The organism is Gordonia sp. NPDC003950 (assembly GCF_053605205.1).
Genome location: NZ_JBSGIT010000005.1, coordinates 82,122 through 105,859, shown reverse-complemented (window position 1 = coordinate 105,859; position 23,738 = coordinate 82,122). Strand labels below are relative to the sequence as shown.

General features: G+C 66.8%; 17 protein-coding genes. 4 read left to right on the top strand and 13 right to left on the bottom strand.

Annotation, left to right across the window (positions count from 1 at the left end):
• Nucleotides 1-21: 21 nt before the first annotated feature.
• From prcA to dop, 4 genes are all read right to left on the bottom strand, one after another.
• Nucleotides 22-840, bottom strand: a complete 819-nt coding sequence (prcA, locus tag ACWETB_RS05920; protein ID WP_452209930.1) for a proteasome subunit alpha — start codon at nucleotides 838-840, stop codon at nucleotides 22-24.
• The gene (gene prcB / locus ACWETB_RS05915) at nucleotides 837-1,715 is read right to left on the bottom strand and encodes a proteasome subunit beta (RefSeq protein WP_452209928.1); all 879 of its coding nucleotides are present in this window, start codon (nucleotides 1,713-1,715) and stop codon (nucleotides 837-839) included. Before prcB ends, prcA begins: the two co-directional genes overlap by 4 nt.
• Entirely contained in the window at nucleotides 1,712-1,903 is a 192-nt protein-coding gene (locus tag ACWETB_RS05910) for a ubiquitin-like protein Pup (protein WP_452209926.1), read from the bottom strand. Before ACWETB_RS05910 ends, prcB begins: the two co-directional genes overlap by 4 nt.
• Nucleotides 1,904-2,161: 258 nt before the next feature.
• Nucleotides 2,162-3,661 carry a depupylase/deamidase Dop gene (dop, locus tag ACWETB_RS05905; RefSeq protein WP_452209924.1) on the bottom strand — a complete coding sequence of 500 codons (1,500 nt, stop codon included), beginning with the start codon at nucleotides 3,659-3,661 and terminating at the stop codon, nucleotides 2,162-2,164.
• 160 nt (nucleotides 3,662-3,821) lie between these two features.
• On the opposite strand from dop, the gene glgP reads away from it, so the two are divergent.
• Nucleotides 3,822-6,380 (top strand): alpha-glucan family phosphorylase, encoded by a 2,559-nt coding sequence (glgP, locus tag ACWETB_RS05900; RefSeq protein WP_452210074.1) that lies wholly within the window; start codon nucleotides 3,822-3,824, stop codon nucleotides 6,378-6,380.
• Nucleotides 6,381-6,441: 61 nt separating this feature from the next.
• On the opposite strand, the gene ACWETB_RS05895 is transcribed toward glgP, so the two are convergent.
• From ACWETB_RS05895 to ACWETB_RS05885, 3 genes are all read right to left on the bottom strand, one after another.
• The gene (locus tag ACWETB_RS05895; RefSeq protein ID WP_452210072.1) at nucleotides 6,442-8,949 is read right to left on the bottom strand and encodes an FHA domain-containing protein; all 2,508 of its coding nucleotides are present in this window, start codon (nucleotides 8,947-8,949) and stop codon (nucleotides 6,442-6,444) included.
• 179 nt (nucleotides 8,950-9,128) lie between these two features.
• Nucleotides 9,129-10,916 carry a proteasome ATPase gene (gene arc, locus ACWETB_RS05890; RefSeq protein ID WP_452209922.1) on the bottom strand — a complete coding sequence of 596 codons (1,788 nt, stop codon included), beginning with the start codon at nucleotides 10,914-10,916 and terminating at the stop codon, nucleotides 9,129-9,131.
• Between the two features lie 175 nt (nucleotides 10,917-11,091).
• Entirely contained in the window at nucleotides 11,092-11,922 is an 831-nt protein-coding gene (locus ACWETB_RS05885) for a tRNA (adenine-N1)-methyltransferase (protein ID WP_452209920.1), read from the bottom strand.
• Nucleotides 11,923-12,067: 145 nt separating this feature from the next.
• Between ACWETB_RS05885 and ACWETB_RS05880 the strand changes: the two genes are divergently transcribed.
• A complete protein-coding gene (locus ACWETB_RS05880; protein WP_452209918.1) occupies nucleotides 12,068-12,955 on the top strand; it encodes a RecB family exonuclease in 888 nt (295 codons plus the stop codon).
• A 6-nt stretch (nucleotides 12,956-12,961) separates the two neighbouring features.
• On the opposite strand, the gene ACWETB_RS05875 is transcribed toward ACWETB_RS05880, so the two are convergent.
• Nucleotides 12,962-14,587 (bottom strand): PE-PPE domain-containing protein, encoded by a 1,626-nt coding sequence (locus tag ACWETB_RS05875; protein WP_452209916.1) that lies wholly within the window; start codon nucleotides 14,585-14,587, stop codon nucleotides 12,962-12,964.
• 272 nt (nucleotides 14,588-14,859) lie between these two features.
• Between ACWETB_RS05875 and ACWETB_RS05870 the strand changes: the two genes are divergently transcribed.
• Entirely contained in the window at nucleotides 14,860-15,699 is an 840-nt protein-coding gene (locus tag ACWETB_RS05870; protein WP_449742835.1) for a thioesterase family protein, read from the top strand.
• Between the two features lie 4 nt (nucleotides 15,700-15,703).
• On the opposite strand, the gene hisG is transcribed toward ACWETB_RS05870, so the two are convergent.
• From hisG to ACWETB_RS05850, 4 genes are all read right to left on the bottom strand, one after another.
• Nucleotides 15,704-16,549, bottom strand: a complete 846-nt coding sequence (gene hisG / locus ACWETB_RS05865) for an ATP phosphoribosyltransferase (protein WP_449742836.1) — start codon at nucleotides 16,547-16,549, stop codon at nucleotides 15,704-15,706.
• 71 nt (nucleotides 16,550-16,620) lie between these two features.
• Nucleotides 16,621-16,884, bottom strand: coding sequence for a phosphoribosyl-ATP diphosphatase (locus ACWETB_RS05860; protein WP_449742837.1), 264 nt, complete (start codon nucleotides 16,882-16,884; stop codon nucleotides 16,621-16,623).
• Nucleotides 16,885-16,890: 6 nt separating this feature from the next.
• Complete coding sequence (locus tag ACWETB_RS05855) at nucleotides 16,891-17,568, bottom strand: HAD family hydrolase (protein WP_452209913.1); 678 nt, start codon at nucleotides 17,566-17,568, stop codon at nucleotides 16,891-16,893.
• 231 nt (nucleotides 17,569-17,799) lie between these two features.
• Nucleotides 17,800-19,413, bottom strand: a complete 1,614-nt coding sequence (locus ACWETB_RS05850) for a hypothetical protein (RefSeq protein WP_452209911.1) — start codon at nucleotides 19,411-19,413, stop codon at nucleotides 17,800-17,802.
• A gap of 278 nt (nucleotides 19,414-19,691) precedes the next feature.
• On the opposite strand from ACWETB_RS05850, the gene ACWETB_RS05845 reads away from it, so the two are divergent.
• Nucleotides 19,692-19,982 (top strand): hypothetical protein, encoded by a 291-nt coding sequence (locus ACWETB_RS05845; protein ID WP_452209909.1) that lies wholly within the window; start codon nucleotides 19,692-19,694, stop codon nucleotides 19,980-19,982.
• 103 nt (nucleotides 19,983-20,085) lie between these two features.
• Here ACWETB_RS05845 and metH read toward each other — a convergent pair whose 3' ends face one another.
• Nucleotides 20,086-23,697, bottom strand: a complete 3,612-nt coding sequence (gene metH / locus ACWETB_RS05840; RefSeq protein ID WP_452209907.1) for a methionine synthase — start codon at nucleotides 23,695-23,697, stop codon at nucleotides 20,086-20,088.
• Nucleotides 23,698-23,738: the final 41 nt, after the last annotated feature.

Here is a 23,738-nt window from a genome sequence, read left to right as displayed (position 1 = left end):
CCGCTGACCGGGCAGTGACGCTCACTCACCCGCGGTGTCACCCGACCCCGATTCGGCGGTCGATCCCGAGGCCGGGTCCGTGTCCTCACCGGTGGACGCGGTGGCCGGTGAAGACACAGCGCCGGCAGCGCCCAGGAACTCCTCGACCTGGGCACGCGAGAGTCGCTTGAACGCGCGTCGCGGCCGATTGCGGTCGAGGATCGCCACCTCGAGATCCCCGGGATCGAGGTCCCGCGGTGCCCCGGCGCTCCCGTTTCCGGACTCGATCGGCGTGGCCAGTGCGGTCACGGCCACCGACAACGCCTGCGCCAGCGGGAGATCCGGGCGATAGGTCTCCTTCAGCGCCGCGGCGATGGAGTCCGTCGCGCCACCCATCACCAGGAACCGCGTCTCGTCGGCGATCGAACCGTCGTAGCTGATCCGGAACAGCTGCGAGGGCTTGGGTTTGCCGGGACGCGACACCTCCGCCACACACAACTCCACCTCGTAGGGCTTCGGTTGCTCGGTGAACACCGATCCCAACGCGTTGGCGTAGGTGTTGGCCAGCGACAGCGCCGACACGTCGTTGCGGTCGTAGCTGTATCCGCGCATGTCGGCGAGCTGGATACCCGCCTTCCGGAGGCTCTCGAACTCGTTGTATTTGCCCACCGCCGCGAAGCCGATCCGGTCGTAGATCTCGCTGGTCTTGCGCAGCGTGTTCGACGGATTCTCCGCTACGAACAGCACACCGTCGGCGTAGGTGAGGATGATGACGCTGCGTCCCCGCGCGATGCCCTTGCGTGCCAACTCCGAGCGATCCCGCATGATCTGCTCGGCGCTGGCGTAATACGGGAACGTCACCGTGACTCTCCTTCGTGTTCGGCCGCGCGACGTTCGACGATCGCCCGCGCCGCCGCCTCGATGGCATCCGACTCGACCTCACGGGCGCCGTCGGCGCCGACGATCACGGCGAGCGGAAAGATCTTGCGGACGATGTCGGGGCCACCGGTGGCGGTGTCGTCGTCGGCGGCGTCGTAAAGGGCCTCGACCGCCACCGCGAGAGCGGAATCGGCGTCGAGGTCACGACGGTAGAGCTTCTTCATCGACGACTTCGCGAACACCGAACCGGAACCGATGGCGGTGTACCCGCCGAATTCCTCGTGACGGTCTCCGGCGACATCGAAGGAGAAGATCCGTCCCGGCTCGGACGGATCGTCGTGGTCGATGTCGTAACCGACGAGCAGCGGAATGGCCGCCAGACCCTGCAGCGCCGCGCCGAGGTTGCCGCGCACCATCGACGCCAGTCGGCTGACCTTGCCGTCGAGGGTCAGTGGGACGCCCTCGATCTTCTCGTAGTGCTCGAGTTCGACCGTGAACAGGCGCACCATCTCGATGGCGATCCCCGCCGTCCCGGCAATGCCGGCGGCCGAGTACTCGTCGGTGATGTAGACCTTCTGCACATCCCGGGTGGCGATGAGGTTGCCCATCGTCGCGCGCCGATCGCCCGCGAGGACCACACCACCCGGAAAACTCACCGCTACGATCGTCGTTCCGTGCGGGATCTCGGATGTGTCGGCCGTGCCACCGAACGCGCTCATGCGCTCAGCACGCGCCGCCGGAAGCTGATCCGGGGCGTGGGTCCTGAGGTAGTCGCTGAACGAGGAGATGTCCGCGCCGAGCGAGAGGGAGGGACGGGCTGTGGACGGGGAACTCAGTGAACCGAACGGATCGCTCACTGGCCGCCCTTCTGGACGTAGGCACGCACGAAGTCCTCGGCGTTCTCCTCGAGGACGTCGTCGATCTCGTCGAGCAGATCATCGGTGTCCTCGGCCAGCTTCTCGCGACGTTCCTGGCCCGCACTGCCGTCGGCACCGAGATCGTCATCGTCGCCGCCACCGCTGCGCTTGGTCTGTTCCTGCGCCATCTGCACTCCTTAATTCTGCGGCGGCTCCGCCGCCGCGTGTGTTCCGCGCTGTGCTGCACCGCTCTTCGTCGTCAGCGACGTTGCTCGCTTCGCTCGCTTGTCGCTTCCTCCTGCATCGCGGCGCCGCGCGGAACACCCCGGGGCCACATCACCGGGTCGGACACGTGGTGGAGCTGTGCCGCGTCGCCGGTGTCTCTCCACACTACCGGCGAGTGGCCGATCGCGAGGGGTGGAACACGAGGCGAACCCGGGCGTGTCTCAGGTGGTGAGCTGATCGACCAGATCGGCCGCCGAGGTCACCGAGTCGAGGAGCTTGCCGACGTGGGCTCGACTGCCCCGCAACGGTTCCAGGGTCGGGATGCGCACCAGCGAATCCCCGCCGAGGTCGAAGATGACCGAATCCCAGCTCGCCGCGGCGACGTCGGCACCGAAACGACGCAGGCACTCACCGCGGAAGTAGGCGCGGGTGTTGGTCGGCGGTTCGGTGATGGCCCGGGTGACATCGGCCTCGTCGACGAGGCGCTTCATCGAACCCCGAGCGACGAGGCGGTTGTAGAGCCCCTTCTCCAGGCGCACATCGGAATACTGCAGGTCGATCAGGTGCAGCCGCGGCGCCGACCACCCCAGACCCTCGCGCTGGCGGAATCCCTCCAGGATGCGCAGCTTGGCCGGCCAGTCGAGGATGTCGGCGCACTCCATCGGATCGCGCTCGAGGCGATCGAGGACGTCGGCCCAGGTGTCGAGGACGTGGCGGGCGCGCTCGTCGTCGGAATGCTCGCGCTCGTGGAACGCCACACACCGCTCGAGATACTCGCGCTGCAACGCCACACCGGTCAGTTCCCGACCGTCGGTGAGCGCCACGGTCGCCTGCAGCGTGGGATCGTGACTGATCGTGTGGACCGCCTGGACCGGCCGTGCGAGCTCGAGGTCGGTGAAACTCTGCCCCGCCTCGATCAGATCGAGGACCAGCGCGGTGGTCCCGACCTTGAGGTAGGTGGCGGTCTCGGCCAGGTTGGCGTCACCGATGATGACGTGCAGCCGTCGATACCGTTCCGGATCGGCGTGCGGCTCGTCGCGGGTGTTGATGATGCCGCGCTTGAGGGTGGTCTCCAGCCCGACCTCCACCTCGATGTAGTCCGAACGCTGCGACAGCTGATACCCGGCCTCGTCGCCGGACTGGCCGATACCGACGCGACCGGACCCGCAGATCACCTGACGCGACGCGAAAAAGGTCGTGAGCCCGGCGATCACCGCGGTGAACGGGGTGGACCGACTCATCAGATAGTTCTCGTGGGTGCCGTAGGAGGCGCCCTTGTTGTCGATGTTGTTCTTGTAGAGCTGCAACCGCGGTGCCCCGGGGACGCTGGCGACGTACCGGGCGGCGGCCTCCATGACGCGCTCCCCCGCCTTGTCCCAGATCACCGCGTCGAGCGGGTCGGTGACCTCGGGAGCGGAATACTCCGGATGGGCGTGATCGACGTAGAGCCGCGCGCCGTTGGTGAGGATCATGTTGGCCGCACCGATCTCGTCGGCGTCGATGATCGGTGCCGGGCCGGCGCCGCGCCCAAGGTCGAAACCGCGGGCGTCGCGCAGCGGTGACTCCACCTCGTAATCCCATCGGGTGCGCTTGGCGCGGGGTACCCCGGCCGCCGCCGCATAGGCCAGCACGGCCTGGGTCGAGGTCATGATCGGATTCGCGGTCGGGTCTCCCGGGGCCGAGATGCCGTATTCCACCTCGGTGCCGATGATTCGCTGCATGTGTTCGAGGGTAGATGTCCTTGTCCGCGAGCACCGATCCGACTCTGAAGAGACGGTGGATCCGATCTCCGCCGACGTTCCGTGTGCCCTGGGCAAATGGGTGATGAATGTCGCCGAACTCGCGGTGCACGACGGTCCCCGGCGAAGTACCGTCTACGCCGTGAAAGCCTTCCGCCGGTTCACCGTCCGGGTACCTTTACCAGCCGCTCTCGACGACCTCGCTGTCCTCGCCCACAACCTGCGCTGGGTGTGGCACAGCGAAACCCAGGATCTGTTCGCCACGATCGACGACGACCTGTGGAGCGCCTCGGGCGACCCGCTGCGTCTGCTCGCAGAGGTCGATCCCGGTCGGCTGGCCGACTTGGCGCACGACGACATCTTTCTCGCGCGACTGGCCACGCTGCGGGCCGAACTCGACACCTATCGCAAAGCGCCCCAGTGGTTCGGCAAGCAGCAACAGGCGGGCGCATCGATGCCGCGCGGGATCGCCTACTTCTCGATGGAGTTCGGCATCTCCGAGGTGCTGCCCATCTACTCCGGCGGCCTCGGCATCCTGGCCGGCGACCATCTGAAGGCCGCCTCCGATCTCGGTCTCCCACTGATCGGTGTCGGGCTGTTCTACCGTTCGGGTTACTTCCGGCAGAGCCTGACCCACGACGGCTGGCAGATCGAGAAGTATCCGGTCAACGATCCGGGCCTGTTGCCACTGACGCTGCTCACCGACGCCGACGACCGTCCGGTGGTGATCTCCGTGTCGATGCCGGGGAGCCGGACGCTGAACGCGCAGGTGTGGGTCGCCACCGTCGGCCGGATCCCGTTGCTGCTGTTGGACTCCGACATCCCCACCAACGACATCGAGCTGCGTTCGGTCACCGACCGCCTCTACGGCGGCGACCAGGATCACCGCATCAAACAGGAGATCCTGCTCGGCGTCGGAGGCGTGCGCGCGCTGCGTGAATACGTCGCGATCACCGGACGCGAGGAGCCGACGGTGTTCCACATGAACGAGGGGCATGCGGGTTTCCTCGCGGTCGAGCGAGTGCGTGAACTCGTCCAATCGGGACTGGACTTCGCATCGGCGGAGTCGGTGGTGCGCGCGTCGAACATCTTCACCACTCACACCCCGGTGCCCGCCGGAATCGACCGCTTCCCCAAGGATCTGGTGTCGTTCTATCTCGATGCCGAGAGCGACGGCGGATCGCGACTGTTGCCCGGACTCCCGGCGAGCACCGTGCTGGCACTCGGCAACGAGGGCCACCCCGGAGTATTCAACATGGCCCACATGGGTTTCCGGCTCGGGCAGCGGTCCAACGGGGTGTCCGAACTCCACGGTGAGGTCAGTCGCGAGATGTTCGCGGGCCTGTGGCCGGGCTTCGACGCCGACGAGGTGCCGATCGGGTCGATCACCAACGGTGTCCACGGCTTCACCTGGGTCGCCCGACCCTGGCGCAAGCTGGTCGGCCACGACGAGGATTCGGCCGCACCGGGTTATGCCGCACTGGGCGCCACCGCGGTGTGGCGGACACGCCAGGATCTGCGTGCCGAACTCGTCGCGGAAGTGCGCCGGCGGGCACGCGCCAGCGGTCATGATCGTGGCTTCTCCGATGTGGAACTTTCTTGGACCGCAGATCTTTTCGACCCGCAGGTACTCACGATCGGGTTCGCCCGCCGAGCCGCCACCTACAAACGCCTGACCCTCATGCTGCGGGATCCGGAGCGGCTCAAACGCATCCTCACCGATCCCGAGCGGCCGGTCCAGCTGGTGATCGCGGGTAAAGCCCATCCGGCCGACGACGGCGGCAAGTCACTCATCCAGCAGGTGGTTCGCTTCACCGAGGATCCCGCGATCCGCGACCGAATCGTCTTCCTCCCCGATTACGACATCTCGATGGCCCGCTACATCTATGCCGGTTGCGATGTCTGGCTGAACAATCCGGTGCGGCCGATGGAGGCATGTGGCACCTCGGGGATGAAATCGGCGCTCAACGGCGGACTGAACCTGTCGATCCTCGACGGCTGGTGGGACGAGATGGCCGACGGCGAGAACGGCTGGGCCATCCCGTCGGCGGAGGGCGTCACCGATGAGCATCGTCGCGACGACCTCGAGGCTCAGGCGCTGTACTCGCTGCTGGAGGATACGGTCATTCCGCTGTTCTATTCCCGCGACGAGAACGGGGTACCACAGCGCTGGGTGGAGATGGTGCGTCACACGCTGTCGATCCTCGGGCCGAAGGTGCTCGCCTCCCGGATGGTTCGTGACTATACGACGAAGTTGTACTCACCGGCTGCCCTCTCGTACGCCGCTGCCGTGGCCGACGACCACGCCGCGGCAAAGGATCTCGCCGTCTATCGGTCACGGGTGCAGAAGGCGTGGCCCGCGGTGACGATCGCAGGTATCGACGAGGCCTCCGAGACCGTCGCCGAGGCCCTGCAACTGACCGCACAGGTCGGGCTGGGCGGGCTCGACCCCGAAGAGGTGAAGGTGGAGGCGGTGCTCGGCCGCGTCGACGACGAGGGCGACATCCACGATCCGATCCTGACCGCGATGAGCCCGGTCGGCGACGTCGACGCCTTCGGCCGACTGACATTCGCCACCGCCGTGACCCCCTACCGATCGGGTGTCCTCGGCTACACCGCACGAGTGCTGCCGAGCCACAGCCTGCTCGGTACCGACGCGGAACTCGGGCTGGTGCGCTACCCGGTCGATCCGGTGTCCTGACGCTTCAGACATGACACGACCCGCCATCGTGACGATGGCGGGTCGTGTCACGTCTCTGCGATCAGCGTTTTTTGAGGCGCAGCCGGGAGAACGTCACCACGTACAGGATGACGGCGATGACGATGAGGACGCCGTAGGCCAGCGCGGAGTGCAGGATCGACGGATTCCACAGGTCGACCGTCTGCGTGGCGTCCGGGTTGATCAAGGGAAGATCGACGGCCCCGGCCGCCGCCACGTAGCCCCAGTACGACGGGAAGATCCAGGACAGCTGCGCAAGTCCGGGAGTGTCGAGCGCGAAGAGGCCACCGCAGAACACGAACTGCATCATGATCACGATGACGAGGGGCGGCATGGCCTGCTCGTTGGATTTCACCGACGCCGAGATGGCGAGGCCGACCAGCGTCGACACGCAGGCGAGTGTGGCGATCGCGAGGAACAGCGCCAACGGCGGCGGCAGCAGCGCACCTCCGTACTCTGGGACTCCGCGTCCGACGAACGTGATCGCGACCATGACGGCGCTGAGCAGGATCGCCGTGATGAAGAAGACGACCACCTTTGCCCACAGATAGGCTCCGGGACGCAGGCCGACCGCACGCTCACGCTCGAAGATGTCACGCTCGCCGACGAGGTCGCGCATCGTCAGCGCGGCACCCATGAACGCTGCTCCCACCACCATGATCACCAGGACCTGAACCGCCTCGACGGGATCGTCGGCCGCAGGAATCGGCGGTACCGCGGTGGCATCGCTCCCGATCTTCTTGGTGAAGCCGTCGTCGCCGGGGATGACCAACGTCAACAAACCCAGCACCACCGGCAACAGCACCAGGAAGACCAGGTAACCGACGTCGGCGAAGATCAACCGGACCTGCCGCCGACCGATGGTGCTCGATTGCCGGACGAAACTGGTCTGCGGGACCGGAATCGGCGGACCGGGTGGTCGGGGTGATGGGGGCGGAGCGGGTTGCCCACGGCCCTGCAGGTAGCGCATGTGCGCGGTGTCGGGCTGCGCGGCGACGAAGGCGAAGATCTCGGCCCAGTCGGCGGTACCCATCGCTGCCCCGACGTCCGCGGGCGCGCCGCAATAGGCGGTCTTGCCGCCCGGTGCCAGCAGCAGCACCTGATCGCACATCGAGAGGTAGGTCAGCGAGTGGGTGACGACGAGGACGACGCGCCCGGCGTCGGCGAGCCGGCGCAGAGTCGACATCACCTGCCGGTCGAGGGCCGGATCCAGACCCGAGGTGGGTTCGTCGAGGATCAGCAACGACGGCCCGGTGAGGAGTTCCATCGCCACCGATGCGCGTTTCTGCTGGCCACCGGAGAGCTTTTCGACGCGGGTGTCGACGTGCTCGGTCAACTGCAGCTCGGCGAGCACACCGTTGATGACGTTGTCGCGGTCGGCCTTCGACAGGTCCGGGGGCAGTCGGAGTTCGGCGGCGTACCGCAGTGCCTGGCGGAGGGTGAGTTTGTGGTGCAGCACATCCTTCTGCGGCACCATTCCGATACGGGTGCGCAGCGCATCGTATTCCTCATGGACGCTGCGGTTTTCGAAGGTGACCTGACCGCTGGTGGGCGAGTTGAGCCCGGCGACGATCCGCGACACGGTGGACTTGCCCGCGCCGGACGGGCCGATCACCGCGGTCAGCGATCCGGGACGGGCACTGAACTCGACGTTCTGCAGGAGCTGTTTTCCACCGTCGACGACGAGGCTGACGCCGTGCACCTGCAGACCACCGGCGACGACGTCCTGGGCCTGACCGCGGACCAGGCTGCCCCGCGAGACCACGAAGTCGCTGTTGCCGATGGTGACGACGTTGCCGTCGGTCAGTCGTGCCCGCGAAACCCGTTGACCGTTGACGTAGGTGCCGTTGACGCTGCCGAGGTCCTCGATGTACAAACCGTCCGGCTGCGTCAGGACACGCGCGTGACGCCGCGAGGCCAGGACGTCGGAGACGACGATGTCGTTGTCCGGTGTCCGGCCGATCGTCTGGGCCCCGGCCAGCGAAATCGTCTCGCGCCCGGCCCGTTCCGGGCGTCCCGGCAGCTGGTAGATCGCGGACACATTCTGCTTCAGTGCCTGCAGGTGCGGGGCGTTCTGCAATTCCTCGGGCATCGGCGCCACCGCTCCCGGGGAGTAGCTGCCCGGCGCGGGAACCCGCATCGGCATCCGGCCCGACCCGGGCGGTCCCGCAGGGAACCGTCCCGACGCCGGGGGCGGTCCGGCGACCGGACCGCTGCCGGGACCACGCGGCGGACCCGTCGGTCCGGGTGCGCGTGGCGCCTCGAGCGCCACCTCCACCACCGGCCCGGTGGCGCCGTCACCGAGACGAAAGCTGGTCGAGCCGGTCAGCGGTAGCTCCGCGACGCGGGCGCCACCACTGTAGAAACCGTTCGTGCTACCCGCGTCGATGACCCACCAGCCGGTGCCACGCCACTCGATCAGCAAGTGATGACGCGACACGAGTGGATGATTGACGACCACATCGTTGTCGGGGGTTCGACCGAGGCGGACACGGTGCGCGTCGCCCAGTGGGTGGCTCACCCCGGCCACCGTCACCCGACCACGGATCATCGAGACGCTGCTGTTCATCACCGACAGACTCTAGTGCCTGGCGCCGACCGCGTCCTCGCACGTCCTCCACACGGTCGACGTGGGCCGGTTCGGGCGTCGAACCAGTGACCCCGCACCGGCCGAAACGACCGCTGCCCGCCCCGGTGGGGCGGGCAGCGGTGCTGTGTGCCGCGAAGGGGCTACAGATATTGGCCGGTGTTGGTCTCGGTGTCGATGGCGCGGCTGGCGCCCGAACTCTTGCCGGTGACCAACGTGCGGATGTAGACGATCCGCTCGCCCTTCTTGCCCGAGATCCGCGCCCAGTCGTCCGGGTTGGTGGTGTTGGGCAGGTCCTCGTTCTCGGCGAACTCGTCGAGAATGGAATCGAACAGGTGCTGGACCCGCAGACCCGGTGCGCCGGTCTCCAATTGGGACTTGATCGCGTACTTCTTGGCCCGGTCGACGACGTTCTGGATCATCGCACCGGAGTTGAAGTCCTTGAAGTACATGACCTCCTTGTCGCCGTTGGCGTAGGTCACCTCCAGGAAGCGGTTGTCATCACTTTCGGCGTACATCCGCTCGACGACCTTCTCGATCATCGCGTTCAGGCATGCGGTGCGGTCTCCGCCGAACTCGCCGAGATCGTCGGCGTGCACCGGCAACTGCTCGGTCAGGTACTTGGAGAAGATGTCCATCGCCGACTCGGCGTCGGGACGCTCGATCTTGATCTTCACGTCAAGGCGGCCCGGTCGCAGGATGGCCGGGTCGATCATGTCCTCGCGGTTGGACGCACCGATGACGATGACGTTCTCGAGTCCCTCGACACCGTCGATTTCACTGAGCAGCTGCGGTACGACGGTCGTCTCGACGTCGGAGGAGACACCAGATCCGCGGGTGCGGAAGATCGAGTCCATCTCGTCGAAGAACACGATGACCGGGGTGCCCTCGGAGGCCTTCTCACGGGCACGCTGGAAGATCAGGCGGATGTGCCGCTCGGTCTCACCGACGAACTTGTTGAGCAGTTCGGGGCCCTTGATGTTCAGGAAGTACGACTTGGCTTCCTTGGCATCGTCGCCACGGACCTGGGCGATCTTCTTGGCCAGGGAGTTCGCGACCGCCTTGGCGATCAGCGTCTTGCCGCAGCCGGGCGGGCCGTAGAGCAGCACACCCTTGGGCGGACGCAGAGCGTAGTCGCGGAACAGGTCCTTGTGCAGGAACGGCAGTTCGACGGCGTCACGGATCTGCTCGATCTGACGGCCCAGACCACCGATGTCCTCGTAGCCGACGTCGGGGACCTCCTCGAGGACCAGATCCTCGACCTCGGCCTTGGGGACACGCTCGAAGGCGAAGCCGGCCTTGGTGTCGATGAGCAGCGAGTCGCCCGGCCGCAGTTTCCGGCGTTGCCCGTCCTCACCGTCGACCTCACCGAGCAGTGGCTCGGCGAGCCAGACGACGCGTTCCTCGTCGGCGTGGCCGACGACCAGGGCACGTTCCCCATCCCCGAGGACCTCGCGCAGTGTGCTGATCTCGCCGACCGAGTCGAATTCGCACGCCTCGACGATGGTCAGTGCCTCGTTGAGACGCAGGGTCTGCCCACGATGAAGGGTCTCGGTGTCGATGCTCGGCGAGCACGTCAGGCGCATCTTGCGACCGGAGGTGAAGACGTCGACGGTCTGGTCGGGGAACACCTCGAGCAGTACGCCGTACCCACTCGGCGGCTGTCCGAGACGGTCGACCTCCTCGCGCAGCGCGACGAGCTGTTGCCGCGCCTCTTTGAGGGTTTCGAGCAGCTTGGCGTTGCGTGCGGTCAGATTGTCGACACGATCCTGCAGGTCCGTGTCGGCCGACCGTGCACCCGCCGGGCGTTCACGGTCTGCTCGGGCCACCAGCGGCGGTGTGTAGGCAGGAGTGAACGAGTCACCGGACGCTCCCGTGGTCTCACTGCCCGCGTCATCCGCCGAGGCACCATGGCGATCAGATTCGGTCATTGCTGACTCCTCTCCCCGGCAACCACTCCGCATTGGAGTTCGTGCACCGTGACTCCACGCTACCGGCCCGGGGACCGATACGCCTCACACCGCGCATCCACCGATGTTGATGGTGTGTTAAATGTACGTCTTCCCTACGTATTCACCGTGTTTCGCGTGGATGTCCACGCTCGGTTCACCCCCGGGTCGGACGTCGTTGCGGCCGGAGTGTGGTGGTTCCATCGGCCAGACGTCGAGCGGTGATCAGAAAGGCCGTGTGTCCTTGCATTTTGTGTTCCGGCCGCACCGCGAGACCGACCGCGCTCCAGTCGCGGACCAGGGATTCCCAGGCGTGCGGTTCGGTCCAGCACTCCTGCTCGCGCAGGGCCTCGATCACGCGCGACAACTGGGTGACAGTTGCCACATAAACCGTTAAGACCCCACCTGGTTTCAGGATCGAACGGACGACGTCGAGGGGCTCCCAGGGTGCGAGCATGTCGAGGATGACGCGGTCGAAGCGCTCGCCGGTGTCGATGGTGGCGAGGTCGTCGATCACCAGGGTCCAGTTCGCCGGGTGTCCGGCGAAGAATGTCTCGACGTTGCGTTGGGCGTGCTCGGCGTGGTCGTCCCGGATCTCGTAGGAGACGACCTCGCCGTCGGGTCCGACGGCGCGCAGCAGCGAACACGTCAGCGCGCCCGAACCGGCCCCCGCCTCGAGCACCCGCGCCCCCGGGAATATGTCACCCTCGGTGACGATCTGGGCGGAATCCTTCGGATAGATGACCTGTGCCCCGCGTGGCATCGACAGAACGTAATCGACGAGGAGGGGGCGAAGTGCCAGGTACTCGGTGCCACTGGTCGCGGAGACGATGCTGCCCTCGGGCGAACCGATGAGGTCGTCGTGCGCGATCGCGCCGCGATGGGTGTGGAATTGCTTTCCCGGTTCCAGGATGACCGTGAACTTGCGTCCCTTGGCGTCGGAGAGTTGAACCCGATCTCCCACTTCGAACGCGCCGCTCGCGGCCATCTGCTGGTCTCCTCGCCGGTTGGACCCGAGTCTCTCGGGGCTGATGTGACTGGTGTTATCTGCTGGTGACAGCGATATTCGCAGCCCCGGCTCAGTGGCCGCGTCGAGCGTCGGATTGTCACTGGTGGGTCCTACCCTGCCAAATGTGACGATCACCGTTTCCTCCGGGGCCGACAACGCAGCCGGCTCGGCCCCCGCCCACCGACTCGCCGGCACCGCGCGGGGTCTGGTGGGCAGACCGCTGGCGCTGTCACCCTCGCGTGCGGCCGACTTCAAGCAGTGTCCGCTGCTCTATCGCTACCGTGCGATCGATCGCTTCCCCGAGACACCGACACCGGCCCAGACCCGTGGCACGGTGGTACACGCCGCGTTGGAGAACCTCTTCGACATGCCCGCTGCGCTGCGAACCCAGGAGTCGGCCGATTTCCTCGTCGACGGCGCATGGGCGGCAATGTGCGAGGCCGATCCCGATCTCGCCGACCTGATCGGCGACGGCGACCACGCCGCGTTCCTGCGGGAGGCCCACAAGCTGATTGCGAACTACTACCGGATGGAGAATCCGACGGCCTTCGACGCCGACGCCGTCGAACAACACGTCGAGATCGAGTCCGACGAGGTGTTGATGCGCGGTTTCATCGACCGGATCGACGTCGCTCCCACCGGCGAGATCCGGGTGGTCGACTACAAGACCGGTCGCGCACCCGGCGAGGCCTACGAGGCCAAGGCGCTGTTCCAGATGAAGTTCTACGCCCTGGCCATCTTGCGGCTACGCGGGGTGCTGCCGACACGTCTGCAGTTGATGTACCTCTCCGACGGTCAGACGCTGTCCTACACCCCCGACCGTGACGAACTCGAGCGATTCGGACGTACCCTCGCCGCGATCTGGCGGGCCATCCGCGCGGCCGTGGCCACCGGCGACTTCCGGCCGCAGCGCTCGCGGATGTGCCGCTTCTGTGAGCATCAGGCACGCTGCCCCGAGTTCGGCGGCGAGATACCCGAGTATCCGGGTCCTCCCGCCGGTTTCACGCCCTAGCGACGATCACGCCGCGGGGGCCTGCGTCGAGTCCGCTGCGTCGCCGCCGGCCGACGGTGCCTGACCGTCGGTCGAGTGCCGCCCGCTGCCCTGCAGCCGATGCCGACCACCACCGGCGCCGTCGACGGATTCGAGCGCACCGGCACCCGCCGAGGCATCGGTCGTCACCGGCGCGCGGTGTCGACCACCGGTGGGAGCCGAGGTCTGGGTCGGTGTTTCGGTCGTCACCGATGGCTCGGTGCTCTCCGATGTTTCTGTCCCCTCCGACGTTTCGGTGCCCTCCGATGTCTCGGTGGTCACCGGTGCCTGGGTCGTCGCCGGTGCCGGGGATTGCCGGGTGACCTCGACGCCTGCCTGCGGTGTGACCTCGGTGGTGGGTTGCGGGGTCACCACCCTGGGTGTGCCGTCGGGTGTCTCCGGGACGATCGATGATCCGTCGTCTCCGGTCCCGACCTCCGAGCCACCACCCTCGGTCTCCACCGCGGACAGGGTGCGCGCCGCGACCAACGGCGCCGGCGCCGATGGCTGTGGCCCGTCCTCGACCGGGACCGCGGCGGTGTCGGCGCTGGGTGCCTGCAGCGGATAGAAGGCATTGTTGACCGCGTCCCACCGCTGGACATCGTCGCCGTCGTAGGTGATGCCGACGGCGTCGTTGAGCATCATCGCGACCATGGTCAGCGGATGGTGTTTCGGCGTGTAGACGACGTAGGTGGTGTTGCCGTCGGTGCTGTGCAGGATGGTCGGCGGCGTGTCGTAGGCGATCAGATTGCCGTAGTTCTCCTCCCCCAAACCCGAATGGATGGCGATGAAGCCCGCGCCGTCGACCAGTAGCGAACTGATCGGTCGATACCAGACCCACTGGAAGTTGCTGACCGGGTCGCCGACGACGATCACCGAGGTCACCTGGAGGCCGTCGGACGCACCGGGATCGCGCGCACCGTTCGACTCGGCGCCGAACAGTTCGAACAGTCCGCCGATCACCGGGTAGTCGGCTGCCCAGGCCTTCAGACCCCACGGACTGCGTGGATCGGAGATGAGCAGCAGCCGAGAGTTCTCGACGTCGATTCCGGTGCCATCGACGTTCTGCGCGACCGCCTGCTCGGCGGCGTTGCCGAGGGCCTCGGCACCCTGTGAGTACCCGGTGTAGACGACGTACGGACGGTCCCCCTGCTGCGTGGCGAAGGCATGCATGACCGCCACGTTCCCGTCGACGGCGATGTCGCGGGACTCGTCGTAGGACGGAGCGAAGATCGACAGGGCCGCATCCGAGCGGCCGGACACCAAGGGCGCCAACGCTTCCGGGTAATCGATGATGAGCGTGGTCCGGCCCGCCCGGAGTTCCCGGATCCGGGGATAGAGGGTGCCGTCATCGGTGCCTGGCGTGACGACGAGGATCGCATCCGCGCTCGCCCCGTAGGGCGCCGACCCCAGCAGATCTCGGCTGATTCCGTGTTCGGCCTCGGCAGGACGGAAGACCCCGTCGTCGGTGAGTGCGTCGATCGTCTGCAGCGTCTCCGTGGACAAGGCACCCGCTTGGGCAACGGTCGCCGACAACGCCGTGGGAACCACGGCTCCCACACACAGTGCGCAACCGACGGCTGTGGTGCCGACGGCCCTTCGAATTGCGTACACGAACTTCTCCCTCTGGCATGCTTGGACGGGGCTGGTCATCCATGGCGGCAAGCGACGCATCGATCCCTGTGACGTGGCTGTGGGATCGTCATCACGCGATGGCCACTGGCGAACCGGATTCATCATGGACGTTTGACCAGCCGCACGACGAGCGCATTCAGTGAATTCGTCTGAACGAAGGAACGGGTCACCCCGCTCGAATGACCAGGTCCCCAAAGTGGGCGACACGGCCGAGCGCGGCGGGCTATGCACAGTGTCATAGAGTCGCTCGGGTGGATACCGCGTACTACCTTCCCGAGGTCCCGCCCGCCGACGATCGCGATTCGGGCCGCGAATACTTCCGCCCCACCGAGGCCACCATCAGTCCGTGGTCGAACGACATCCAGCACGGCGGGCCACCCACCGGACTGTTGATGCGGGCGCTGGAACGCGTGTCCCCCGACCCGTCACTGCACGTCACCCGGGTGACCACCGAGATCGTCGGTGCGGTCGGGCTCGGCCTCAACCGCGTCAGCTCACGGGTGTTGCGCCCGGGACGCCGGATCAGCATGGTCGGCGCCGATCTGGAGGTGCAGCAGCCAGACGGCAGTTTCCGGGTCGCCGCACGCGCCGTCGCCTGGCGCCTGCGCACCGGGGACACGTCGTCGATCAGTCAGCAGCCGTTCGCGCAATTGCGGCCGCTCCCCGAGGAACTGGGCACGACAACCGGCGTCACCTCGGACAGTTCACTGGGCGTCGACTGGGGCACCGCCGGCTTCATCGGCACCGTCGAGACGGCCGTTGCGCCGGGTCGTTTCGGTGACACTCCGGCAGTCTGGCTGCGCCCTGCGATCGATCTGGTGGAGGGCGAGACGATCACCGACCTCGAGGCCCAGATGACGGTCGTCGACGTCGCCAACGGGGTCGGCACACGCCTACGGCCCGATCAGTGGACGTGGATGAACACCGACACCACCGTGCACTTCTCGGCGATCCCGCACGGCATGTGGCTGGGGATCGACGCCCACCTGGCGACAGGGCCGGACGGATTCGGGGCCACTTTCGCCGAGCTGTACGACGTCGACGGGTTCATCGGCCGGTCGGCGCAGACAGTGCTGCTCGACGGTCGCTGAGACCTCAGAAGCGGCAGGACCGGATGTCGGAGGCGAGGATGGCGCGGGCCCCGAGTTCGGAGAGTTCGTCCATCAGGTTCTGGTGATTGCGGCGCGGCACCATGGCACGGACGGCCACCCAGTCGGGATCGGCCATCGGCGCGACGGTCGGCGATTCCAGGCCCGGCGTCAGGGCACTGGCCTGATCGAGAATGGCCCGCGGGCAGTCGTAGTCGATCATCACGTACTGCTGACCGAACACCACTCCCTGCACGCGCTTGATGAACTGCCGTGCGGCCTTGTCGACCTCGGCACCGGCACGACTGATCAGCACCCCCTCGGAGTCGCACAGCGACTCGCCGAAGGCCACGAGACCGTGCTGGCGCAGTGTGCGCCCGGACCCGACGACGTCGGCGATGGCGTCGGCGACACCGAGCTGGATGGAGATCTCCACCGCACCGTCGAGCCGGATGATGTCGGCGGTCATGCCGCGGGCGGCCAGGTCGGCGCGGACCAGATTCGGGTACGAGGTCGCGATGCGTTTGCCGGCGAGATCCTCGACGGTCCACGCCTGGTCGGCGGGCGCGGCGTAGCGGAAGGTCGACGAACCGAATCCCATCGAGATCTGTTCGTCGACCTCGGCGCCCGAGTCGCGGGCGAGGTCGCGGCCGGTGATGCCGACATCGAGGGTGCCCGCCCCGACGTAGATGGCGATGTCCTTGGGACGCAGGAAGAAGAACTCGACGTCGTTGTTGTTGTCGAGGACGGTCAGGTCCTTGGCATCGGTACGTTTGCGGTAGCCGGCCTCGGCCAGGATGGCGGCGGCGGATTCGGACAGGGCGCCCTTGTTGGGTACTGCGACTCGCAGCATCGGATGACTCCAGTGATCGATCGGGTGGGGACGGCGGGTGCGTAGGGCCGCGACCGGGGGTAGGCCGCGGCCTACAGATGGCGGTACACGTCCGCGAGCGTCAGGCCCCGTTTGATCATCATCACCTGCAGCCAATAGAGGAGCTGGGAGATCTCCTCGCCCAGGGACTCGTCGGACTCGTGTTCGGCCGCCAGCCAGACCTCGCCGGCCTCTTCGATGATCTTCTTGCCGAGGGTGTGGATCCCCGAGTCCAGCGCGGCAACGGTGCCACTGCCGGCCGGACGGGACTGCGCCTTGTCGCTCAACTCGGCGAACAGCTCCTCGAAGGTTTTCACGAGTTCCTATCCTCGCATGTCCGCAAGTTCGAGTTCGGCGAGGGTCAGGCCGACCAGCGTCGAGCGGAAGGACCGACGTGGACCGGCCGGCACCTCGGCCGTCGACGGCACCACCAAGGTGTGGCAACCGGCCGCGATGGCCGACTCGGTGCCGGTCGGCGAATCCTCGACGGCGCGACACCGCATCGGATCGACGCCGAGCAGCGTCGCAGCGCGCCGGTACGGGTCGGGTGCAGGCTTGCCCACCGCGACCTCGTCACCACACACCGTGGCCGTGAAGAAATGGCGGCCGAGGGTGTCCAGGGCCTGTTCGGTCAGCTCACGCACCGTATTGGTCACCAGCGCCATCGGAATTCCGGCGGCGGCCAGCAGGTCGAGCGCCTCGAGTGCTCCGGGCCGCCACGGTAGGTCCTCGGCAAAGAGCTGACCGACTCGGTCGAGCAACCATCGCTCGTCGAGTGCGTGTCGACGAGCGGCGGGCGGTACTCCGGCCGCGTCATAGACCTTGTCGAGTGCGTCGGCCATGGAGTTGCCCAGCGTCGACTCACGCACCTCGGGAGTCATGACGAAGCCGTGCCGCTCCGACAACTCGGCGACGGCGATGTCCCACAGTCTTTCCGAGTCGAGCAGGGTGCCGTCCATATCCCAGAAGACGGCGGCGGGACGGAAGGCGGTGCTGCTCACCACCGCATCATCGCCGACCGTCGGCCCACGATGCGAATCCGGTGGCCGCCACCGTGACAGCCGTCACCGAGGGCGGCGCCGGGTCAGCTCGGCGGGCGCCCGTGCGGCATCCGGGCAGCATCCGCGTGATGATCACCGGCGACGACGATTCCGAGCCGTTCCGGATCAGCCATTCGAGCCTCCTCGTCGATCTGTTCACCAGCCGATCGCGGCCGTTTCTCACGCCAACAATCACCAGAGGTGGACGGCGGAGACTTCGGGCCCTGCCGCTTCGTCGAAGGACACGATGTCACTCTCCGGGATCACCGGCCGAGCGCGCGCCGGCCGCATACGGCGGAAGGTGTCGATCACCGCATAGACCAGACCGAGGGCCGCCAAACCCATCATGGTGGCGTAGACGCCGAGTTCGGTGTCGCCACGACCGGAGGTGTAGCCGCCCGATCCACCGCGATCGCCCCCCATGGCGCCGCCCTGCCCCCCGTGAGACTGTCCGGCTCCGGACGGCGAATCACCCGGACTTGCGCCACCACCCGGACCACCGGTCGGTGGTGTTGCGCCGGAACCGTTGCCGCCCGGCATATTCGGCGCGCCACCGGTTCCACCGGTGCCGCCGCCCTGTGGTCCGCCGGCCTGTTGTCCACCACCGAATCCGCGGCCGGCGCCCCCACCGAATCCCTGACCCTGGTCACCGGACAGCGACGAGTGATACACACCGATGGCCGCGGCCTGGACGAGCACCGGGATGATCATGAATCGCAGGGGCAGGTAGAACGCCATCACCACGCTGAGAATCTCGGCGGTATAGAAGTAGCGGTCGTGCATCGCGGGCAGCAGGAAGGGCACGATGACGGCGCTGGCGGTGGCCACCACCAGGGTGGCGGCGGGCGTCACCGGAGGCTTCTTCCACAGCGACCAGGCGAGGAAGACCACGATCACCGCGGCCGCCATCCCGATACCGAGATGCGCCAACCACGTCGCATCCCCGGAGATCGGGATGAGCTGATACAGGTTCGCCGCGCCCAATGTGAGCTGCTTGTAGGAGTCGGTCTGATCCAGATAGACCGACAAGGCCTCGCGCCACGGCGCGCCGCCGAGGATGGCGGGAACGTCGAGCGCCAAGAACACCGCCGGAATGGCGAGCAGGGTGTACCAGGGCAGACGCCGCCGCAGCAGCAGCCAGATCAGCACCGGCAAAACAAAGACCGCCTGCAGCTTGAACGAGAGCGACAGACCGAAGAACACGCAGGCCCACGTCGAGTTCATCACGTACGAGCGATAGGTGATCCCCTCACGTTGGGTGCGGAGCAGGAAATACACCCCGCCCAGCGCGAACGCCGAGTAGATGGCGTCGGCCTGACCCCAGTAGGCACTGTTCGCGATCACCGACGGCAGCAGCAGCATCACGCCGAAGGCCAAGGCACGCAACCAGAATCGTGGGGTTCGCAGACCCACGATCCGGTAGGCGAAGAACGCCAGGACGAGGTCGAAAACCATCGACAACGCCTTGATGCCGATCAGCGACGGCGCCTTGACGACGGTCAGCAGCCAGATCAGGTACAGATACGGATAGTTGTAATCGGCGAAGCGCTCCTTGAACGCGGAGAAGCCCTGCGTGTCGAGCGTCTCGTACCACCGGCTGAGGAACGCCCGGTAGTCCATGGTTTCCATGTCGATGAAGTGCCAACGCACCAGCGCGGCCACCACCACGAGGGCGGCGAGGACGCTCCAGCGCACCCAACGAGCCGGATGCGCCGCGGAGGCCGGGGCGCACTCACTGCTGCCGTGATCGTCGGTGTCGTGATCGTCGCCGTCGGCGCCGACCGGTGTGAGGGTCACAGAGGTCATGGCATCAAGACTGACCGGCGAGGCTGGGAACTCGATGGGTGGCGGCTGTCAGGTGGCGGCGACCCGGATTCGCCTGTGCGATCGGCGTCCGCCGGACGGTCGATCAGGCAAATGCACTACCCGGTGGGACACGGTCCGTCGCGGATCTCGGGCTACGGTGACAGCCGGGCGAGGTCCGACATCTCGGACCCGATCGGAACGTGTCACGGGGGTGCGACGACACGCAGGAGCCAGATGCGACGTGGTGCGGGACGCCGGCCACACCGACATCGGTTCGGGTGCTGCGGGCGATCATCATCGTCGTCGCGGTCGTCGGTCTCGTCTGCGGTGTGCTCCTGGCGCTGCTGTTCTACTCGATGAGTTCGATGTGCATGGGTGACCTCGACGACAGCGACTGCCCGGCAGCCCAATGGGCGGCGGTCACGCCCGTGTTCACCGGGATCGCCGGGATGGTCCCGGCGCTGTTCACGCTGCGCACACGCAGCAGCAAGCTCGTCGTGTGGCTGGGCGTTGCCGTGCCGGCGGTGTGGTTCGTCGGTCTGGTCTATCTGCCGGGCTTCGTCGGGTGACCGGGTTCGTCGTCGACGGAAGTCAGGGCGCCGTCAACGAGATCCACGGCGCAGATCTTCTGGCAGCGCCCCCCGATCACGATGGGGCCGCCCCGAACTCACCCTATGTGTTGAAGTACTTCGCCTCGGGATGATGCAGCACGAAGGCGTCGGTGGACTGTTCCGGGTGCAACTGCAATTCCTCCGACAGATGCACACCGATGCGTTCGGGTTCGAGGAGCGCCATCATTTTGACGCGGTCCTCGAGATCAGGGCAGGCGCCGTAACCGAAAGAAAAACGCGCACCACGGTATTCGAGGTCGAAGAAGCCCTGCGCACTGTCCGGATCCTCGGCGTCGCCGGCGTGGTCGGCGAAGCGCAGTTCGCTGCGCACCCGCTGATGCCAGTACTCGGCGAGCGCCTCGGTCAACTGCACCGAGATGCCGTGTACCTCCAGGTAATCGCGGTAGGCGTCCTTGGCGAACAGTTCGTTGGCGAAGTCGGCGATCGGCTGACCCATGGTGACCAACTGGAACGGCAGGACGTCAACGCGGCCGTCGGCGATGGCAGCCTCGCGTGAACGCAAGAAATCGGCGATACACAGGAACCGGGTCCGCTGCTGACGTGGGAAGGTGAACGAAAAGCGTACCGGTGCATCAGGTTTCGGTTCGGTGAGCACGTGCACCACGTCACCTTCACTGACCGCGGGGAAGTACCCGTACACGACGGCGGCGTGCGCGAGTATCCCCTCGGTGGACAGCCGTTCGATCCATTCCCGCAGCCGCGGACGACCTTCGGTCTCGACGAGATCCTCATACGACGGTCCGTCCCCACCGCGGGCGCCGCGCAGGCCCCACTGCCCGAGGAACAGGGCTCGTTCGTCGAGCAACTGGAGGTAGTCGGCGACCGGGACGCCCTTGACGATCCGGGTGCCCCAGAACGGCGGCGTGGGAACCTCGTTGTCGGCGGCCACATCCGAACGCGCGGGCACCTCGACCGGTGTCTCGGCGGCCTTGCGCTTCTCCGCGATCCGCTTGGACCGCTCATGACGGGCCTTGCGTTCGGCGGCCTTCTCCTGTGCGGCAAGGGCTTCCGGGCTGTCGGGGTCCGGTCCCTCCCCGCGCTTGCGGGCCATGATGTCGTCCATCAGCCGCAGCCCCTCGAAAGCGTCACGCGCGTAATGCACGTCGCCCTCATAGGTCTCGGAGAGATCGTTCTCCACGTAGGCGCGCGTCAACGCCGCGCCGCCGAGGAGGACCGGGTAGTTCTCGGCGAGACCGCGGGTATTGATCTCCTCGAGGTTCTCCTTCATCACCACGGTCGACTTGACCAGTAGTCCCGACATGCCGATGACGTCGGCGCGCTTGTCCTCGGCCACCTCGAGGATCGTCGCGATCGGTTGTTTGATACCGATGTTGACGACCTCGTAGCCGTTGTTGCTCAGGATGATATCGACGAGATTCTTGCCGATGTCATGGACGTCGCCCTTCACCGTGGCCAATACGATCCGGCCCTTGCCGTCCTCGCCGGTGGACTCCATATACGGTTCGAGATGTGCGACAGCGGTTTTCATGACCTCGGCCGACTGCAGCACGAACGGCAGCTGCATCTGGCCGGAGCCGAAGAGCTCACCGACGGTCTTCATCCCCGACAGCAGGGTCTCGTTGATGATGGCCAGCGGCGGCTTCTGTGTCATCGCCTCGTCGAGGTCATCGGTCAACCCGTTGCGTTCCCCGTCGACGATCCGCCGCTCGAGCCTCTCGAACAGCGGCAGCCTGGCGAGTTCCTGAGCGCGTGATTCACGGGCGGACGCCGCCGAGACACCTTCGAACAGCTCCATCAGCTTCTGCAGCGGGTCGTAGTCGTCGCGACCCTCGCTGCGTGTGCCCACCGCGCCCCGACGGTCGTAGACGAGATCGAGGGCGACCTCGCGCTGCTCGTCGGGAATCTTGTTCATCGGCAGGATCTTCGACGCGTGCACGATCGCGGTGTCGAGTCCGGCCTGCACGCATTCATGCAGGAACACCGAGTTGAGCACCTGCCGCGCGGCCGGATTCAGGCCGAAGGAGATGTTGGAGATGCCCAGCGTGAAGTGCACATCCGGATGCGCCTCGTGCAGCCGTCGGATCGACTCGATGGTCTCGATGCCGTCGCGGCGCACCTCCTCCTGCCCGGTGGAGATCGGGAAGGTGAGGGTGTCGAGGATGATGTCCTCCTCGGACAGCCCCCAGTTGCCGGTGATGTCGGCGATAAGGCGTTCGGCCACCCGGATCTTCCAGTCGGCGGTGCGCGCCTGTCCCTCTTCGTCGATGGTCAGCGCGACCACGGCGGCACCGTGTTCGACGACCAGCCGCATGATCCGCGCGAAGCGGGAATCCGGTCCGTCGCCGTCCTCGTAGTTGACCGAGTTGACCGCACAGCGTCCACCGAGGGTTTCCAGCCCCGACCGGATGACCTCGGGTTCGGTGGAGTCGAGCATGATCGGCAAGGTCGACGACGTCGCGAACCGCGCGGCCAGCGCTGTCATGTCGGCGGCACCGTCGCGGCCGACGTAGTCGACGTTGAGGTCGAGCATGTGGGCGCCGTCGCGGGTCTGTTCCTTGGCGATGTCGAGGCAGCGTTGATAGTCCTCCGCGAGCATCGCCTCACGGAATGCCTTGGAGCCGTTGGAGTTCGTCCGCTCCCCGATTACCAGGAAGCTGGCGTCCTGATCGAAGGGAACGGCGGTGTAGAGCGACGAGGTCTCCGAGATGTGCTCGGGTCGGCGGGCGGCCTTGGTGGTCTCGCCGACCGCCTCGGCCACCTGCCGGATGTGCTCGGGAGTGGTACCACAGCAGCCACCGACGAAGGACAACCCGAAGTCACCGACGAAGTCACTGAGTGCGACCGCCAACTCGTCGGGCCGCAGCGGGTACTCGGCGCCGTTGGCACCCAGCACCGGAAGACCCGCGTTGGGCATCACCGACACCGGGATGCGCGCATGCCGCGAGAGGTAGCGCAGATGTTCGCTCATCTCGGCCGGGCCGGTCGCGCAGTTCAGCCCGATCATGTCGACCCCGAGGGGTTCGATCGCGGCCAGGGCCGCGCCGATCTCCGAACCGAGCAGCATCGTCCCGGTGGTCTCCACGGTGACGTGGGTGATGATCGGGATGCGGCGGCCGAGGTCGGCCATCGCCCGGCGCGCGGCGACGACGGCCGCCTTGACCTGCAGGAGATCCTGGCTGGTCTCGATGAGGACCGCGTCGGCGCCACCGTCGAGCATGCCGGCGACGCACTCGAAGTAGGCGTCGCGGATGACCGCGAAGGTGGTATGACCCAGGCTCGGCAGTTTGGTACCGGGTCCGATCGAGCCCAGCACGAAGCGGGCGGTGCCGTCGGCGGACGGCCCCATCTCGTCGGCCACCCCGCGCGCGATGGCCGTGCCCTTGTAGGACAGTTCCCGGATGCGGTCGGCGATGTCGTAGTCACCGAGGTTGGAGAGGTTGCAGCCGAAGGTGTTGGTCTCCACCGCGTCGGCGCCGGCCTCGAAGTACGCCCGGTGAATCCCCTCGAGCACGTCGGGCCGGGTGTCGTTGAGGATCTCATTGCAGCCCTCAAGGCCCAGGAAGTCGTCGAGCGTCAGATCCGCGGCCTGCAGCATCGTGCCCATCGCGCCGTCACCGATCAACACTCGACGCGACATCGCGGTCAGCAAGGTCGTGTCGTGGTTACCGGTGGACGATGACGGTGTGGACATGGTGCTCAGGGTAGTTCGCTCTCTCTTGGGTTCGGTCGTAG